The sequence below is a fragment of the Vibrio rotiferianus genome (assembly GCF_002214395.1).
GTDB lineage: Bacteria > Pseudomonadota > Gammaproteobacteria > Enterobacterales > Vibrionaceae > Vibrio > Vibrio rotiferianus.
This window is the reverse complement of record NZ_CP018312.1, coordinates 779,376-795,749: the sequence shown is the minus strand read 5'-3', so window position 1 is coordinate 795,749 and position 16,374 is coordinate 779,376. Positions and strand designations below refer to the sequence as shown.

The 16,374-nt window shown below is 45.0% G+C and carries 17 protein-coding genes; 3 read left to right on the top strand and 14 right to left on the bottom strand.

Going from position 1 to position 16,374, the window contains the following annotated elements; all coding sequences use genetic code 11:
• Nucleotides 1-11 precede the first annotated feature (11 nt).
• Both BSZ04_RS12790 and BSZ04_RS12785 read right to left on the bottom strand, forming a co-directional pair.
• A complete protein-coding gene (locus tag BSZ04_RS12790; RefSeq protein WP_088880516.1) occupies nt 12-1,289 on the bottom strand; it encodes an L-cysteine desulfidase family protein in 1,278 nt (425 codons plus the stop codon).
• Nucleotides 1,290-1,304: 15 nt separating this feature from the next.
• Nucleotides 1,305-1,685, bottom strand: coding sequence for a RidA family protein (locus BSZ04_RS12785; protein WP_010449499.1), 381 nt, complete (start codon nt 1,683-1,685; stop codon nt 1,305-1,307).
• A gap of 315 nt (nt 1,686-2,000) precedes the next feature.
• On the opposite strand from BSZ04_RS12785, the gene BSZ04_RS12780 reads away from it, so the two are divergent.
• On the top strand, nt 2,001-3,260 hold the full coding sequence (locus BSZ04_RS12780) for an aromatic amino acid transport family protein (protein WP_010449500.1): 1,260 nt from the start codon (nt 2,001-2,003) through the stop codon (nt 3,258-3,260).
• A 212-nt stretch (nt 3,261-3,472) separates the two neighbouring features.
• A complete protein-coding gene (aqpZ, locus tag BSZ04_RS12775) occupies nt 3,473-4,171 on the top strand; it encodes an aquaporin Z (RefSeq protein WP_045385831.1) in 699 nt (232 codons plus the stop codon).
• 53 nt (nt 4,172-4,224) lie between these two features.
• On the opposite strand, the gene recR is transcribed toward aqpZ, so the two are convergent.
• From recR to BSZ04_RS12740, 7 genes are all read right to left on the bottom strand, one after another.
• A complete protein-coding gene (gene recR / locus BSZ04_RS12770) occupies nt 4,225-4,824 on the bottom strand; it encodes a recombination mediator RecR (protein WP_010449502.1) in 600 nt (199 codons plus the stop codon).
• A 30-nt stretch (nt 4,825-4,854) separates the two neighbouring features.
• The gene (locus BSZ04_RS12765; RefSeq protein ID WP_005380618.1) at nt 4,855-5,184 is read right to left on the bottom strand and encodes a YbaB/EbfC family nucleoid-associated protein; all 330 of its coding nucleotides are present in this window, start codon (nt 5,182-5,184) and stop codon (nt 4,855-4,857) included.
• An 82-nt stretch (nt 5,185-5,266) separates the two neighbouring features.
• Nucleotides 5,267-7,462: a DNA polymerase III subunit gamma/tau gene (dnaX, locus tag BSZ04_RS12760; RefSeq protein WP_088880515.1), complete on the bottom strand. Its 2,196-nt coding sequence runs from the start codon at nt 7,460-7,462 to the stop codon at nt 5,267-5,269.
• Nucleotides 7,463-7,470: 8 nt separating this feature from the next.
• On the bottom strand, nt 7,471-8,016 hold the full coding sequence (gene apt / locus BSZ04_RS12755) for an adenine phosphoribosyltransferase (protein ID WP_045385826.1): 546 nt from the start codon (nt 8,014-8,016) through the stop codon (nt 7,471-7,473).
• A gap of 162 nt (nt 8,017-8,178) precedes the next feature.
• Nucleotides 8,179-8,583: a YbaN family protein gene (locus BSZ04_RS12750; RefSeq protein WP_088880514.1), complete on the bottom strand. Its 405-nt coding sequence runs from the start codon at nt 8,581-8,583 to the stop codon at nt 8,179-8,181.
• Between the two features lie 15 nt (nt 8,584-8,598).
• Nucleotides 8,599-8,730, bottom strand: coding sequence for a hypothetical protein (locus BSZ04_RS25375; RefSeq protein WP_010449509.1), 132 nt, complete (start codon nt 8,728-8,730; stop codon nt 8,599-8,601).
• Between the two features lie 215 nt (nt 8,731-8,945).
• Nucleotides 8,946-10,052, bottom strand: a complete 1,107-nt coding sequence (locus BSZ04_RS12740) for a response regulator (protein WP_071234615.1) — start codon at nt 10,050-10,052, stop codon at nt 8,946-8,948.
• 284 nt (nt 10,053-10,336) lie between these two features.
• On the opposite strand from BSZ04_RS12740, the gene BSZ04_RS12735 reads away from it, so the two are divergent.
• A complete protein-coding gene (locus BSZ04_RS12735) occupies nt 10,337-11,212 on the top strand; it encodes a LysR family transcriptional regulator (RefSeq protein WP_010449511.1) in 876 nt (291 codons plus the stop codon).
• A gap of 63 nt (nt 11,213-11,275) precedes the next feature.
• On the opposite strand, the gene purF is transcribed toward BSZ04_RS12735, so the two are convergent.
• The 5 genes from purF to accD all read right to left on the bottom strand — a co-directional run bounded on the left by purF (nt 11,276) and on the right by accD (nt 16,223).
• Nucleotides 11,276-12,790 (bottom strand): amidophosphoribosyltransferase, encoded by a 1,515-nt coding sequence (gene purF, locus BSZ04_RS12730; RefSeq protein WP_010449512.1) that lies wholly within the window; start codon nt 12,788-12,790, stop codon nt 11,276-11,278.
• Between the two features lie 36 nt (nt 12,791-12,826).
• Nucleotides 12,827-13,318, bottom strand: a complete 492-nt coding sequence (locus tag BSZ04_RS12725; RefSeq protein ID WP_009842584.1) for a CvpA family protein — start codon at nt 13,316-13,318, stop codon at nt 12,827-12,829.
• A 61-nt stretch (nt 13,319-13,379) separates the two neighbouring features.
• Complete coding sequence (locus BSZ04_RS12720) at nt 13,380-13,973, bottom strand: SPOR domain-containing protein (protein ID WP_088880513.1); 594 nt, start codon at nt 13,971-13,973, stop codon at nt 13,380-13,382.
• Between the two features lie 14 nt (nt 13,974-13,987).
• Entirely contained in the window at nt 13,988-15,250 is a 1,263-nt protein-coding gene (folC, locus tag BSZ04_RS12715; RefSeq protein WP_088880512.1) for a bifunctional tetrahydrofolate synthase/dihydrofolate synthase, read from the bottom strand.
• A gap of 46 nt (nt 15,251-15,296) precedes the next feature.
• The gene (gene accD, locus BSZ04_RS12710) at nt 15,297-16,223 is read right to left on the bottom strand and encodes an acetyl-CoA carboxylase, carboxyltransferase subunit beta (protein ID WP_038887054.1); all 927 of its coding nucleotides are present in this window, start codon (nt 16,221-16,223) and stop codon (nt 15,297-15,299) included.
• Nucleotides 16,224-16,374 lie beyond the last annotated feature (151 nt).

The following is a 16,374-nucleotide window of genomic DNA, read 5'->3' as shown; positions in this document are numbered from 1 at the left end:
AAACGTTGAGGCTAGGCCGACATAATATCGATTATAGATTTGTCAGTATATGGCATACCAAGTCTAACCATTGAACCTACATTTCTTATCGTTTGTTCAACTTCGTCGCCTACTATACCTTGATTCTTCACGCTGTGGTTACCCATCGCCATCAAATATGAGCGTACCGCGGTGGTAGAGGAAGTGCAGACTTTCATCGCGCAGGACGATTTCGCCCCATCACATACCATGCCCGAACTGTCGCTAATTACGTTCTGAATCGCATAACATGACTGTTCAAACGAGCCGCCTGCCAAATACACTAACGCCATGGATGCCGCCGCGCTGGTTACTGTATTGCCACAGAAAGCAGACAATGGTGGGTAGTAGGATTTGATATAAATCGCGCCAAGATGACTCATTATCAATGCGCGTGCTAGCTGCTCTTCACTGCTTTGGAACGCTTCTGCAGCAATAACGACAGGAATCGTTGCTGCGATACCTTGGTTTCCACTACCAAAGTTGCTCATAGCGGGCAGTGTCGCACCACCCATTCGAGCGTCGGATGCCGCAGACGTCATCATCTGAATTCGGCTCATCAAATCATTGCCAAGCAAACCTTGATCGATATTGCCTTTCAGCGTTCTTCCTATCTCCAAACCGTAACCGCGATCGATCCCTTCTTGCGCCAAAGAACTATTTAACTCCGCCGCTTTTAGAATAAATTTGATGTCTTCAAAAGGCGATTGTAGTGCAAATTCGTAGATTTGTTTAATCGAGATATCGACGCCTTCGCAAATCGATCCTGTTGCAACACGCTGTTGCTGAGGTGCATCAAACGTCACTTCACCGTTACGAGTAATCTGAATAATGTTGGTATGTCCGCCACTGATCGTCACTGAAACGACTTCATCCCTAGCTGTCATAGTCACGCTGCAAAAGATAAATTCTTGTGTGTCGATACGTGCAACACTGACACGCTCTTGATCAATCAGTTTCTGGGCGGCAGTTACGTCGTCTTGATTAATTTTGGCAAGAACCTCAAGTTCTGCATTAGGATCTCCTGCCAACGCACCAACTGACGCAGCGATCTTAAGACCAATTTTCCCGGTTCCGGGAACATAAACTCCCATCGAGTTTTTAAATAAATTGTCAGAGACACGAACTTCAATCCTGTCTGGGGTCTGGCTTCCAAGCTCACGCTTTGCAACTGCTGCCGCATATGCAGCAGCAATGGGTTCTGTACATCCGAGCGCAGGTTTTACGACTTGCTTAATGATTTGGATATATTGGTTCCATTGCTGATTCATGCTTTTTTCTCCGTATTACTTCTTGCAAGCAATCGCTTCAACTTCAATCAACACACCTAGCGGAAGATCTTTCACCGCAAAGCAGCTGCGTGCAGGACAATCTTTATTGAAAAACTCTGCATACACTTTATTGAATTCAGCAAAATCACTGATGTTTGCTAGGTAGCAAGTTGTTTTTAAAACAGTATCAATACTACCGCCACCCGCTTCTAAGACGTGTTTCAGGTTCGTCAAAGATTGATGGCTCTGAGCAGTAATGCCGCCCTCAACCACTTTGCCTGTCGCGCTATCAACAGGAAGCTGACCAGAAGTAAAAATCAAGTCACCATAAGCAGTACCGTGTGAATAAGGGCCAATAGCGGCTGGAGCGTGCTCTGAAGCGATCAATTCTTTCATGTTAATCCTCACATAATTTTTAGTTTTAATCTAAAAGCTCTTAAGTAAGCTGTCATTTCAAAGCTATTCTTTCAACTAAATGCGAACACAACAACTACCTCAGATCACACAAATCGATCTTTTTTCAGATTTTATTGAGTATTTTTGTCGAGATCTCAAATTTATCTGAATTTTCCACAAAAAAATTGTTGTTAAAGTTTTTCTCAAATAGATTTGAGAAAAATTCATACAAACAAAGAGAAAACGACAATGAGCGTTACTGTTCCTACACAAACTCTTCCAATAACAAATGAACCGCCTCACGTTAAAGCTGGCATGACGGCAGAAGAATGGAGAGCCGCAACTAAGTTTGATAGCACCGACTGGGGTTGGGTTATCATGAGTATCGGTATGGCTATCGGTGCAGGTATTGTGTTCCTCCCCGTTAAGGTTGGCGTGCTTGGCCTATGGGTGTTCCTAGCCTCTGCAGTAATTGGCTACCCTGCAATGTATCTATTCCAACGCCTCTTCATCAATACCTTATCCACTTCACCGAAATGCCAAGATTACGCAGGTGTCATCTCCGGTTACCTAGGTAATAAATGGGGAGCATTATTAGGCATGCTCTACTTCATCATGTTGGTGATCTGGGTATTTGTCTATTCCACTGCGATCAACAATGATTCAGCTTCCTTCCTACATAGTTTTGGCGTAACCAAAGGGCTATTGTCAGAAAATCCGCTGTACGGTCTAGCTTTGGTTTGTGCTTTGGTAGCCATCGCTTCTCGTGGTGAGAAGATCCTATTCAAAGTCAGTACAGGATTGGTATTAATCAAATTGTGTACTGTTGCATTGCTTGGCTTCATGATGATTGAGAAGTGGGATTTAGCAAACGTGGGTAGCGTACCAACAGCAGGTGCTGGCTTGAAAGATGCCATAGAGCTATTGCCGTTCACGCTCACTTCTATCTTGTTCATTCAAAGCTTAAGCCCAATGGTGATCTCTTACCGTTCTAAAGAGAAGTCGATTGAAGTTGCACGCTTCAAAGCAATGCGCGCGATGAAGCTTGCCTTCGGTATTTTGTTTGTCACCGTGTTCTTCTACGCAATTTCATTTACCTTAGCAATGTCTCATGAACAGGCAGTAAAAGCAGCAGAAGAAAACATCTCAGCCTTGGCGATGGTAGCTCAAGGGATGGACGGCACAACTCTGAAACTTCTAAGCCTAATGCTCAATATCTTCTCAGTGATGACTGCATTCTTCGGCGTATACCTTGGTTTCCGTGATTCTTGCCAAGGCCTAGCCATGCTCGCTCTTAAGAAGGTCATGCCAGAAGAACAAATCAACAAAGAGCTTGTGACAAAAGGCATTATCTTATTCGCGATATTGATGGCATGGGGTGCTATCGTTCTGAATTTACCTGTGCTGAGCTTTACTTCAGTATGTAGCCCTATCTTTGGTCTGATTGGTTGTTTGATCCCAGCTTACCTAGTGTATCAAGTGCCTTCTCTGCATAAATACAAAGGTGCTTCTTTATACCTAATCATTGCTACAGGCATTTTGCTGTGTATCTCACCGTTTATCGCTTTTAGTTAATCCATCCTCTCGCCTCGGTTATCATTTATCTAAGTGGTAGCCGAGGTTTTCGTCTCTGTTTTCTCCCCCTCCGTTGGCGACAATTCTGTTTCATACCTGAGACGAGTTTACCCATATCTCGCAATCTGCTTAATTTCTGAGTGCTAGCTCACACTTTTCTGACAATTCTCAACTATGTTCAGCGGGTAATCTCAATCCGCATAGGAAACAATATGAATAAATACATGGCAGAGGTGTTTGGTACTTTTTGGTTAGTACTTGGTGGTTGTGGCAGTGCTGTACTGGCTGCTGGCTTTCCAGATGTGGGCATTGGCCTACTAGGCGTTTCTTTTGCTTTCGGTTTGACCGTTCTTACTATGGCATTTGCTATCGGCCATATCTCTGGCTGTCACCTAAACCCAGCTGTGACTGTCGGTTTATGGGCTGGCGGCCGTTTCGACACTAAAGACGTTGTACCTTATATCATTGCTCAAGTTGTCGGTGGTGTGATTGCAGGTGGCGTGCTTTATGTTATCGCGACTGGCCAAGCGGGATTTGATGTTGTCGGTTCGGGCTTCGCTTCAAACGGCTACGGTGAACATTCTCCAGGTCAATACTCAATGATGGCGGCACTTGTGACTGAAGTGGTGATGACGATGATGTTCCTTATCGTAATCATGGGCGCGACAGACAAACGCGCACCGCAAGGCTTTGCTCCTATCGCGATCGGTCTGTGTTTGACTCTTATCCACCTAATCAGTATTCCTGTGACTAACACTTCGGTTAACCCAGCACGCAGTACTGGTGTTGCGGTGTTTGTTGGTGACTGGGCTGTGTCTCAGCTATGGCTATTCTGGGTAGCACCAATCGTGGGCGGTATTCTAGGCGCGCTTATCTACAAGAATCTTCTTGGTAAAGAATCAAACGATTAAGTAGTTCGCAAACCGCAAGATCAAAAAAGCCGCTGAATTCAGCGGCTTTTTTATTAAATCTTGTGTCGCCCCAGAAGGGAGTGTGACAAGGTTGTCCCGTCCACGAGCTCAAGCTCGCCACCGACTGGTACACCGTGGGCAATGCGGCTTGCATCAACTTGATGTTCTTTACACAGCTCTGCGATGTAATGTGCTGTTGCTTCCCCCTCCACCGTTGGGTTGGTGGCGAGAATCACTTCAGAAACATCACCTCGACGGAGACGGTAATCCAACACATCAAGGCCAATATCACTTGGGCCAATACCATCCAGGGGTGATAAGTGCCCCATCAGCACAAAGTACCGACCGGAGTATTGACCAGTGGCTTCTACTGCTGCAATGTCTGCTGGGCTTTCTACTACACAAATTTGACCGTTTTCTTGGCGTTTTGGGTTAGTACAGATATGGCAGACTTCTTCTTCAGTAAAAGTACGGCACTCAGTGCAATGACCAATTTCTGTCATGGACTGACTCAGCGCGTCTGCCAGTTGCAAACCGCCTTTTCTATCACGCTGTAACAAATGAAAGGCCATACGTTGCGCCGACTTGGGGCCAACCCCAGGTAGACAACGTAAGGCCTCCATCAATTGTTCCAGCATATGACTGGTACGCATTAAAAATCCGCTTAATTAAGATTCAGCAGATTAGAATGGCATCTTCATACCTGGTGGTAGTTGCATACCGCCAGTTACAGAAGCCATTTTCTCTTTTTGAGTCTCTTCAACGCGACGTGCTGCATCGTTGAATGCTGCAGCAATAAGATCTTCTAGCATCTCTTTGTCGTCTTCCATCAGACTTTCGTCAATGTCTACACGACGCACACTGTGGCTGCCAGTGATTGTAACTTTAACTAGACCAGCACCAGACTCGCCAGTTACTTCCATATTCGCGATTTCTTCTTGAAGCTTTTGCATGCGATCTTGCATTTGCTGGGCTTGCTTCATTAGGTTGCCCATACCGCCTTTACCAAACATGTTTATCTCTCTGGTTTAATTAGGTGTTGCATCTGTTAATGGGGTTATCACATTACGTTTTCAACCCCATTCCGTTCAATTTTTAGATAGGACGAACACTATCTTTATCAAGCTCTGCTGCAAATCGACGTTCGATGAACTGAACATGTGGATCGTTCTCTAAGCTGTTCAGAGCTTGTTGTAATTTTTCTTGGTAGAGCCTGTCTCTCAACTCAAGCGGCGTCTCACCGTTTTCGCCGACTCCGATGCTCAGGTGACACTCTTCTCCCAACACATTGTTCAGTGCGCTCAGAAGCTCACTTTGCGCTCTGTCGGTATTCAAGTGTGCCTGACTGCCTCTTAATTGTAGCGAAACTGTCGAGCCTTCTTTGTTGAAATGCGAGTTTAATGCCAATTGTTCCACTAATTTTGGGGTATTCATTTGGCTAATTAAGTTCGCCCATTCGCTTTTCTCTAGCGATTCATCAACAAGCTTCTGAGCCATCTCTGGCGTCTTTTCATGCTCTAGCGCTTGCTTGAGCTGCGTAGGTGTCAACTGCGTATTGGCTTTCTTTTCAACCGGTTTGGTTGGACGCCAACGGTACGCTTCATCCTCTGGTGCTTGTTTTTCAGCTTGAGGAGCAGATTTAGGCGACACCTGCGCGGAATTGCCATGCAATTGCGCTAAACGGTCAATAACCGATTCTTTTTGTGCAGATGTCGCGTTAGACTTTTTTGGGCCACCAGTTTGATTTGGTACTTGCTGCTGCCCTTGACGTTGCGAACGCAATTGATGACGCAAACCACTCAAGCTACCACGAGCAGATGCCGGAGCACTTTCTTGTGGCTGAGCCTGTTGAGGAGCTTGCTGCGTTGGTGCAGGGTTCTCACTCACTGGCGGAGCCATATCATATTGTGGTGGTACCATGTCGTAGCCACCTTGATACTCAGGTTGGTACTGTGGCGCTTCATCCATAGCACTTGGGTTGTGCGCCGCAGGCTGACTCATTGGCTGAGATACAGCTTGTTGTTGCGGTGCCGATGTCATTGGGCGGCTTTGCGTTTGCTGTACGGGCGCTTGAGACACGGATGCTTGTTGGTGCGATGGTGGCTGTTGAGATGACTGCTGCGGAGCCGCTTTTGGCTGACTTGTACTCGCAGCTGACGCGACTTGTGGCTGTGATGATGTAGAAATCACGTTTGCGCCATTACTCGCTGATGGGCGGAATGCCATCATACGCAATACAATCATTTCCATGCCGACGCGACCATTTGGTGACAACGTCAGATCTTCACGACCTTTTAAAGCAATTTGGTAGTAAAGCTGCACATCTTGTGGTGTCAGAGCTTTACTCAATAATTCGATTTTTTCAGCATCAGGTTGAGCCTGATCCAAGGTCGATGGTAGAGCTTGATACATCGCAACACGATGAAGCTGCGACGCCAGTTGTTGTAACAATCCATCCCACTCCACACCATTCGATGCAAGTAGTTGGATTTTATCCATCGCCTGTTGAGGTTGCTTACTGCTGATCGACTCAAGTAAGTGAATCGCTTGGTCAGTATCAATTGTTCCAAGCATGTGGCTAACGATATCGGTTTGAATTGTACCGTTACCTAGAGCAATAGCTTGGTCAGTTAAGCTCAATGCATCACGCATACTGCCATCTGCAGCGTGCGAGATCATGCCAAGTGCTCTTGCTTCTGCAGAGACTTGTTCTTTTGCCAGAATATGGTCAAGTTGCTGATGAATATCATCAACACTGATTGGCTTTAGGTGGAACTGCAAACAGCGCGACAAAATCGTTACTGGCAGTTTTTGTGGATCCGTGGTCGCCAACAAGAACTTCACATACTCAGGCGGCTCTTCCAGCGTTTTTAGCAGTGCATTGAAAGAGTGACGCGAAAGCATGTGTACCTCATCGATGAGGTACACTTTAAAACGTCCGCGAGCGGGTTTGTATTGAACGTTATCTAACAGTTCACGAGTGTCTTCAACTTTAGTACGAGAAGCTGCGTCAATCTCTAATAGGTCAACAAAACGACCTTCATCAATCTCACGACAGGTATCACACTCACCACAAGGGTTAGCGGTAATGCCTGTCTCACAGTTCAGGCCCTTAGCAAACAGTCGGCCAATCGACGTTTTACCAACGCCTCGAGTGCCGCTAAATAAGTACGCATGGTGTAAGCGATTTTGCGCTAACGCGTTCTCTAAAGCCGTCAGAACATGGTTCTGGCCTACGACTTGGTCAAACTTGTTAGGACGCCATTTTCGCGCTAAAGCTAAATAACTCATTGAATGTATTAGTGTCCTTCAAACTCGCAAATGCTGTATACGTTCAGGCCTAGACCTTCTAGGCGCTTATCACCACCGATTTCTGGCAGGTTGATAACGAATGCAGCATGCTCTAACTCACCGCCTAGTTGGCGGATAAGCTTCGTTGTTGCTTCAATTGTGCCGCCAGTTGCTAGCAGATCGTCAACAACCAGTACTTTGTCGCCTTCTACGATTGCATCAGTATGAATCTCTAGCGTATCGACACCATATTCAAGCTCATATGATTGAGCAACCGTCGGGCGAGGAAGCTTGCCAGGCTTACGCACAGGAACAAAACCCACGCCTAACTCTAGCGCTAAAGGTGCGCCGAATAGGAAACCACGAGCTTCTGTGCCCACAACTTTAGTAAAGCCCATGTCTTTGTAACGCTCAACCAATAGGTTAATCGTTGCTTGGTACGCTGTTGCGTCCTCAAGAAGGCTAGTTACGTCGCGGAAAAGGATACCTGGTTTTGGGTAGTCTTGGATGCTTTTGATGCTAGATTTGATCAGTGAAATTGTTTCTGTAGTCATAATACCGGTTTACTTAGATTGGCTCATCACCCTCTGTTCTAATCACAATATTATGAGGGCAATCAACAATAGGTTTTCACCACCATGTGCTTTTTTAAAAAATCACGGGCGCTGAAAATACAAACGCCCACTCGAAGAGCGGGCACACTATTCCCTACAATCTTAGTGATTTTCTTCTCTGTCAGCAACAAGCTCAGTCACAGGTAGACGCATAAACCAACTGAGTAAAACGATTAGCATCACTAAAAGCGCAATTTTTACCCAGATGATGGGAGCAACCAGAATTGATACGGTAAAACTCAATACGATAAACAACGCACCACGTTGCTTAACTTTTCGAGTTACCGCTCTGTGTTTGTGCCAGTTCTCTAACATCGGCCCAAAAGTTTTATGCTCGTGTAGCCAACGATGAAATGTCGGGCTACCACGTAAAAAGCAGGCACTCGCTAAAAGGATAAAAGGTGTGGTCGGGAGCAAAGGAAGAACGATACCTGCAATGCCAAGTATCATGCAGAGTCCACCTGCAATATTGAAAAAGTAACGCTTAATACGAATGGTGGACTCCAATAAACTATCTTTTAATTAAAAGCCTGCGTAACCGTTCATTACGCGAAGCCAGGTTAACGTTGCAGGTAGAGTTGGGATCAAAAGGACTGCAATAAAACCTAAAAAGTAAAAAACATTATAAGGCTCTTTAAATTCTTTGTCTGCCATGGGCTTCTTCTCACTAGTTGACTTTACTTCTCCCAAATGCACTGCGTTAAATTAACGTTGCACAAATGGGTCATTATTGTTTTAAGCGATGACTATACCTTAAACAGCAAACGCTAAACACCAACAAAAAGTAAGGGCTTATAGAATAAGAAGCCGGATACGAACCAACAAAAAACGGCGCAATGCGCCGTTTCAGTATAAATACACTCCCACAACTAAATAAGCCGACTCATCTGAATGATGCTGAGGCTAAAGCTTGAAGAGCCAATACAACCTATTGAAAGCTGACCATTGGTATTAATGGTTAAATCTCTGGTAATGAAGTTCTTCACACTTCCCTCTCCTAAACTCATTCCCGCTGGGACATGGTGATTCATGTTGCCATTGATCCATTGGCTGTCTAAGCCTGCTGGTAGTATCGATATTGAAGAAGAAGCCAGATCCGCCACACCAAATACCGCATTGACTGGCGCTGCACACTCTGAACACTGAATGCCCTTTTCAATAATCTCGACAAGGTCTTTAAGGTCAGCACTAAAGCTCTTCAGGTTCCTCAGGTAATCATCAAATAAAGCTCGAATAAGGAGTGTTGTCGCTACCCCTTTATCTGACTGAGAAGCAGAATCCACCAAGTAAAATGCAAACTGACCATTCATCAACCATCGATAATCAAATACCAAAGGCATAACGTCAGTGGATTGCAGCAACCTATATGAACACTTCCAATCACCTTGGGTGGTATCTTTCTCTGGCAGCAAAGCATGCAGCAGATCCCGAGCGGCGCTTGGGTTGTTTTGCAGATACTCTAAGTGCCAATGCAATTCCTGTTCATCTGGCATCTCGCCGCCATCATCAACACGGAACCACTGGCTTGAAAAATCGCGTTGCTCTGAAAAATGACAATCAGAATCCTCTAGGGTGTTTTCAACTGCTTGATAGAGATGTTCATAATTACTAATGGGTTTGGGTAAGAAATCTTTTATTCCAAACCTTAAGGCTTTCGCAACATCTGACATCTCATTGGTAGCAGAAACTACAATAAGGGGTAGTGATGGATACTCTAGACTAACCTCTTCGACGAACTCAATACCATCGAGCACTGGCATTGATAAATCACACAATATAACGTCGGGATCATTATTTCGAAGTTGTTGCAGTGCTTCTAGCCCGTTTTCAGCTTCTACTACCTTAAATCCCTGACTTTCCAAATAAGCACTAGTCACTTTGCGAAAAATCGGATCGTCGTCCACTAACATGATCAGTTTCTGATTAACCGCTTCTTGCGCCGAGGCTATTGCTGTTTGACTGTGAGTCTTATACATACCTTTACACCTCACAAAGCTCAGTCAAAAAACAAATTAATAAGTCATTATTTTTGTTATATTTACGTCTCACGAAACGTTGCGCAGCAAGACATCAGGCCCTTTCACCTTGTTATAAACCGTAGCCTTAAAATGAGTTTTATACAAATATTGCATGTTTTATCAGTATTTACTCAGCTATGTCTCGTGTGTTGAAATGATGCAACATGTTGACTTAAAGCAAACTTTGATCACAAAGTTAATTATAAATTAGCCAAAAACGGTAATTTAAAGTGTCTGGAAATATGAAATTAGATGATTTGAACCTGTTTCGATTAGTTGTCGAAAATGGGAGCTATACCGCAACTTCGCGTAAGACCATGATTCCGGTGGCAACCATCACCCGACGTATTCAGGCGCTAGAAGATTCGGTTAACTTGCGACTGTTAAACCGCCATGCGCGAAAACTGTCTCTAACAGAAGCCGGAGAACGTTTTTATCATGAGTGTTCTCCCCTTCTTCAACGCCTTACTTCTGCTGCTGAAGAGATCACCGACGAATGCCGTGGTGCGTCTGGCAAGATAAAGATATCCGCGCCATATAATCTGACTAAGCGCATGATGATGCCAATGTTCAATGGTTTTATGCGCCAGTACCCAGATATCAATATTGAACTGACAACTGAAAGCAATGCAGATCAACTTGATCCGACCGAATGGGATGTTATTTTCCGTGTAGGCCCTCAACGTGATTCGAGTCTAATTGCACGTAAGATCGGCGAAGTTAAAGATATTTTAGTCGCTAGTCCCGACTACTTATCTGCAAACCCGGCCCCAACTCATGCAGAAGAACTTAGCAATCACTCGCTACTTAAAGGGCACCCTCTTCTTAAGTGGACGTTGATTAACAGCAAGGGTGAATCTGTCGTTAACATCGAGCGAGGTCGCTTCCAAGCTAACGCGCTAAATGTTGTTCGTAGCGCTTGTTCAGACAGCCTTGGGATTACGCTAATGCCTGACGTGATGATCAAAGAATTTATTGAGAGTGGTGATTTAGTTCGCGTTCTGCCAGATTGGAGCGCAAACCCGCGTGATATCTACATGCTTTACAACCACAAAGACCACCTTCCTGAAAAAGTGCGCTTATTCATTGATTTCGTGATCGCTTACAACATTCACTAAGTCAAGAGCCATAAAAAAACCAGAGCCTTCGCTCTGGTTTTTTATTTCTTTAGAGGTCGTGGATTATGCGCCTTCATTATGCAGTTCAAGGTTCGCTAAATCTTGTTGAATTTCGCGTTCCGTCTTCGCATCATCATTACGCATACCATCTAAGAAATCGAGATATTGCTGATCTATATCACCAGTAACGTATTCGCCGTTAAATACTGAGGTATCGAACTGAGCAATGTCTTGGTTACCTAGGCCAACCGCCTCAACTAAATCATCAAGGCGCTGATAAATAAGCGCGTCTGCACCAATTTGCTTACAAATGGTCTCGTTGTCGCGACCGTGAGCAATCAATTCTGTTGCACTTGGCATGTCAATACCATATACGTTCGGGAAACGAACTTCAGGTGCTGCAGACACCATAAATACTTTATTCGCACCGGAGTCACGAGCCATTTCAATGATCTGCTCAGACGTTGTGCCACGCACGATAGAATCGTCAACAAGTAGTACGTTTTTGCCTTTAAACTCAGAGCGAATCGCATTCAACTTACGGCGCACAGATTTCTTACGCTGCTGCTGACCCGGCATGATAAAGGTACGGCCGACATAACGGTTTTTCACAAAACCTTGGCGGTATGGTTTGTCGATCGCTTGAGCAATTTGCAGAGCAATGTCACAAGAAGTTTCTGGAATTGGGATAACAACATCGATATCGAGATCTGCGTAGTCTTCGCTGATACGTTCACCGAGTTTCTTACCCATCTCAACGCGTGCGCTGTAAACAGAAATTTTATCGATAAATGAATCTGGGCGAGCAAAGTAAACAAACTCAAAGATACATGGATTAAGCTTAGGATTGTCAGCACATTGCTTAGTAAACAACTCACCATCGAACGTTGCGTAAATTGCTTCACCTGGTGCAACGTCACGTACAAAATCAAAACCAACCGCATCTAACGCGACTGATTCTGATGCCACCATGTATTCTGTTTTGCCATTCTCTTCGCGCTTACCAAGGCAAAGTGGACGGATTCCATGTGGGTCACGAAATGCAATCATACCGTGCCCAATGATCATTGCAGCGACGGCATAAGCACCACGGATTGTACGATGTACATTTGTTACGGCGCGGAACACATCTTCTGAAGTAACGTTCCCCTTCACTGTGTCGATTTCATGAGCCAATACGTTAAGTAAGACCTCAGAATCTGAAGTGGTGTTAATGTGGCGGCGGTCTTTTTCAAACAGTTTCTGACGAACTTCGTGCGCGTTAGTCAGGTTCCCGTTGTGGGCAAGTGTAATACCGAAAGGAGAGTTTACGTAGAAAGGTTGAGCTTCTGAGGCACTTGAGCTGCCTGCAGTTGGGTAGCGTACATGTCCAATACCCACCTCACCTTGCAAGCGCTGCATGTGTTTGGCTTCAAACACATCCTTCACTAAACCGTTCGCCTTACGCAGACGAAAACGATTGCTTTCTATGGTACAAATACCAGCGGCATCTTGGCCACGATGCTGTAACACCGTTAACGCGTCATAAATAGACTGGTTTACAGGCGTTGTGCCCACGATTCCAACAATACCACACATGTCCTAATCCTCGATTTGCGACAGTAGCTGGCACTACTAGATAGTGCCAGACAAAAAACTTGATGTTGCTTGTAAGTGCTCGAAGAATGGGGCGATGATACGGCTGAACTCTGGGACCAACTGTGACTCTTTCCACCAATCCGAGCTTGGGAATGCAGTAAACGCATCCATAAAAAACAGCACCGCAGAAACAATCAGTACTCCACGTAAACCACCAAACACCACACCAAGAATTCGATCGGTGCCGGACAGTCCTGTTTTTTGTACCAGTTGACCAATGACGTAATTCACCACTGCACCAACCACTAAGGTTGCGACGAATAACGCCGCAATTGCGGCTCCGTTCCGAAACATTTCATCTTCGATGTTGGTGAAGTACACCGCCAATTTGGCGTAGTAGTTGCTGGAGATAAAAAATGCTCCAAACCAAATCACCAAAGACAAAGCTTCTTTAGCAAAACCGCGAACTAAACTGATCAGAGCTGAAAATCCGATCACACCTAAAATGACAAAATCTAACCAATTCATGTTTTCTTCATCTTAAGTTGGCGCGCATTTTAACAGAAAAAATGCTGACGCAAACGTTTTCTTATGGATTTAATGGCTTAAATTTAAGCAATTGACCTTTTGAGCCTGTAATTTTTTGTAATTCCTTGACCTGTCGTTCAAGTTTACTTTTTGATACATCAGGACCAACAATCACACGAGTAAAGGTTTTCTCTTTTTTCACATGAGCTTGGTAACCACGCTTCTGTAAATCCTCTACTAGTGCAACTGCATTCTCATGATTTTTCAGAGCCATCAACTGAATGATCCAGGCTGAATCTTCATATTGATTTTTTTCTTCAATCGGTCGAACTGCGACTTCCACCTGTTCTGGCTGTTTCGTTTCTTCTGACTGTGTCCCAGCCGTTTGATTCGACTCAACTACCTCCGCTTCAACGACTTCTGAATCATTCACTGTCGCCGTCACTGGAGAGTCAGGCAGTGAAATATCATCTTCGACAGGTTTTAAAATTTCGAAGTTTTCCACATCGCTATCAAGTTCAGGCTTAATAGGAATACTGGCAAACTCTTCTTTGTAGTGGAGTTTCTTCCCATCTAGTACGTCTGGAAGGACGATAACCCCTACAGCGACTAGAATGATGGTGCCGACTAAACGACTCTGGAATTTACTTGCCATCAAATTACCTTTGATTACTCATTATTTGATTGCCAATGCTCCAACACTTCACCAACGGTATGGAAGGAACCAACCACCAAAATGACATCGTCTTGAGTCGCGTGTATTTTCGCGTCCTCAAACGCTTCTACTGGCGTTTGGAACTGAACTTGACCTTGAGGTAAGTGTTGGCATAGTTCTTCTGCTGTAGCCGCTCGTGGGCCAGTCAGCGATGACGGATACCATTGTGTAGCAATTGAGCTTAACGCTTCGATTGTTGCCTTGATGTCTTTATCGTGCAGCATCGCCACCACTACGTGGATGTTTTTATCTGCGTATTGGCGCTTTACCTTCTCAACTAAGTATTCTGCTGAATGAGGGTTATGTGCAACATCAAGTACGATTTCAGGACTGTTTTGCAGAACCTGCATTCGGCCAGCTAGGCGTGCATTATTCAAGCCATTAACGATGTTAATGTCAGTGATTTGCAATTCTGAAGCACCGAGAGCCATTAAAGCAGTAGCTGCATTTGGTAAAGGCAGAGAAGGAAGCGGAAGATCATCAAGACCGAACGCGCCACTACACCACTTCCAACCATTGTCAGTCAGGTGGTAATCGAATTGAATACCAACCTGGTAGAATTCCGCGCCGATATCATCAGCGTGTGCAGCGACCGATGCTGGTGGCGTTGGTTGACCACAAATCGCAGGTTTACCCGCGCGGTAAATGCCAGCTTTTTCAAAACCGATCACATTAATGTCATCACCCAGCCAATCAACATGGTCAATGGCCAAACTAGTGATAACTGACACGTCATGGTCAACCACGTTGGTCGCGTCCAAGCGACCGCCAAGGCCAACTTCTAGCAGAACCACATCCACCTTCTCTACTTGAAAAATACGAAGAGCAGCTAACGTACCGAATTCAAACAAGCTTAGGCTGATATCGCCGCGCTGTTTCTCGATGAAGTCGAACGCTTCACAGTGTTTGCTGTCATCGGCATCAAGGCCATTGATACGAACACGCTCGTTGTAGCGAATAAGGTGTGGTGAGCTGTACACACCGACTGAGTAGCCAGCGTCCAATAGAATGGCTTCCATCAGCGCACAGGTTGAACCCTTGCCATTGGTGCCGGCAACAGTAATCACAGTAGGAGCTGGTTTAGTGAGGTTGGCTTTTTGTGCTACCGCTTGAACGCGGTCTAAGCCAAGGTCGATTGCTGAAGTGTGGAGTTTTGTTAAATAATCAAGCCACACCGCTAGAGGGGATGTGGCTTGAGGAATAGAGTTTTGGGTCATCTAACTTTAACCATTAATTTCTTTGGTTTTTATGTTAGTTGATACTTTACCCTTTTTCGTCCGCTTCTGGTACAGAATATGGCTCTTCATTTGGAGATTCGTTAACCGAAACCACCATAGGAGATTTGTGGTTAGTTAGCTTAGCCACTAGACCACCCACACGCTGACGCATTTCACGACGGTCAACGATCATATCAATCGCACCGTGCTCCAGAAGGAACTCACTACGCTGGAAGCCTTCAGGAAGATCTTCACGTACAGTCTGCTCGATAACACGACGACCAGCAAAGCCAATCAGCGCTTTAGGTTCACCAATATTGATGTCACCTAGCATCGCCAAACTTGCTGATACGCCACCCATTGTTGGATCTGTAAGTACAGAGATGAATGGCAGACCTTTCTCTGAAAGGCGTTCAAGTGCAGCACTGGTTTTCGCCATTTGCATTAGAGACATAAGTGCCTCCTGCATACGCGCACCACCACTTGCAGAGAAACAAACAAGTGCACAGTTGTTTTCAATTGCAGCATCTACCGCTTTTACAAAGCGAGCACCAACAACTGAACCCATTGAACCACCCATGAAAGAGAATTCAAACGCACACGCCACAAGCGGCATGCCTAGCAGTTCACCCTGCATCACAACCAATGCATCTTTCTCACCACTGTTCTTTTGAGCAGCAGAGATGCGCTCTTTGTAGCGCTTGGAATCTTTAAACTTCAGTTTATCTTGCGGCTCAAACTCTGTACCTAGCTCGACGCGCTCACCTTCGTCTAGGAAAGTTTCCAAACGACGACGCGCTTTCATGCGCATGTGGTGGTTACACTTAGGACAAACTTCTAGGTTACGTTCAAGTTCAGCATGGTATAGCACCTGCTCACAAGATGTACATTTAGTCCACACACCTTCAGGGATAGAAGCTTTGCGTGAACTTACAAGGTTGCTTTTCTCTAAAATCTTTTCAAGCCAACTCATGGAAGACCTTTTCTCTCAACTCTTCCGCTTCATTGCGAAAGATATAAATTCGGAATATTACGGACGGATTAAAACATATCTTGCCGCGACTGTAGATAAAAAACTGGTTGTACCTATTTTTGATACAGGTGACGCAACAATGGTTATCGCA

Bases quoted from the DNA above. Each gene is read 5' to 3' on its own strand.
- apt (WP_045385826.1), bottom strand. From the start codon at position 8,016: ATGACTACAGAAACAATTTCACTGATCAAATCTAGCATCAAAAGCATC.
- aqpZ (WP_045385831.1), top strand. From the start codon at position 3,473: ATGAATAAATACATGGCAGAGGTGTTTGGTACTTTTTGGTTAGTACTT.
- BSZ04_RS12725 (WP_009842584.1), bottom strand. From the start codon at position 13,318: ATGAATTGGTTAGATTTTGTCATTTTAGGTGTGATCGGATTTTCAGCT.
- BSZ04_RS25375 (WP_010449509.1), bottom strand. From the start codon at position 8,730: ATGGCAGACAAAGAATTTAAAGAGCCTTATAATGTTTTTTACTTTTTA.
- accD (WP_038887054.1), bottom strand. From the start codon at position 16,223: ATGAGTTGGCTTGAAAAGATTTTAGAGAAAAGCAACCTTGTAAGTTCA.
- BSZ04_RS12785 (WP_010449499.1), bottom strand. From the start codon at position 1,685: ATGAAAGAATTGATCGCTTCAGAGCACGCTCCAGCCGCTATTGGCCCT.
- dnaX (WP_088880515.1), bottom strand. From the start codon at position 7,462: ATGAGTTATTTAGCTTTAGCGCGAAAATGGCGTCCTAACAAGTTTGAC.
- BSZ04_RS12765 (WP_005380618.1), bottom strand. From the start codon at position 5,184: ATGTTTGGTAAAGGCGGTATGGGCAACCTAATGAAGCAAGCCCAGCAA.
- BSZ04_RS12780 (WP_010449500.1), top strand. From the start codon at position 2,001: ATGACGGCAGAAGAATGGAGAGCCGCAACTAAGTTTGATAGCACCGAC.
- purF (WP_010449512.1), bottom strand. From the start codon at position 12,790: ATGTGTGGTATTGTTGGAATCGTGGGCACAACGCCTGTAAACCAGTCT.
- BSZ04_RS12720 (WP_088880513.1), bottom strand. From the start codon at position 13,973: ATGGCAAGTAAATTCCAGAGTCGTTTAGTCGGCACCATCATTCTAGTC.
- BSZ04_RS12735 (WP_010449511.1), top strand. From the start codon at position 10,337: ATGAAATTAGATGATTTGAACCTGTTTCGATTAGTTGTCGAAAATGGG.
- BSZ04_RS12740 (WP_071234615.1), bottom strand. From the start codon at position 10,052: ATGTATAAGACTCACAGTCAAACAGCAATAGCCTCGGCGCAAGAAGCG.
- BSZ04_RS12790 (WP_088880516.1), bottom strand. From the start codon at position 1,289: ATGAATCAGCAATGGAACCAATATATCCAAATCATTAAGCAAGTCGTA.
- folC (WP_088880512.1), bottom strand. From the start codon at position 15,250: ATGACCCAAAACTCTATTCCTCAAGCCACATCCCCTCTAGCGGTGTGG.
- recR (WP_010449502.1), bottom strand. From the start codon at position 4,824: ATGCGTACCAGTCATATGCTGGAACAATTGATGGAGGCCTTACGTTGT.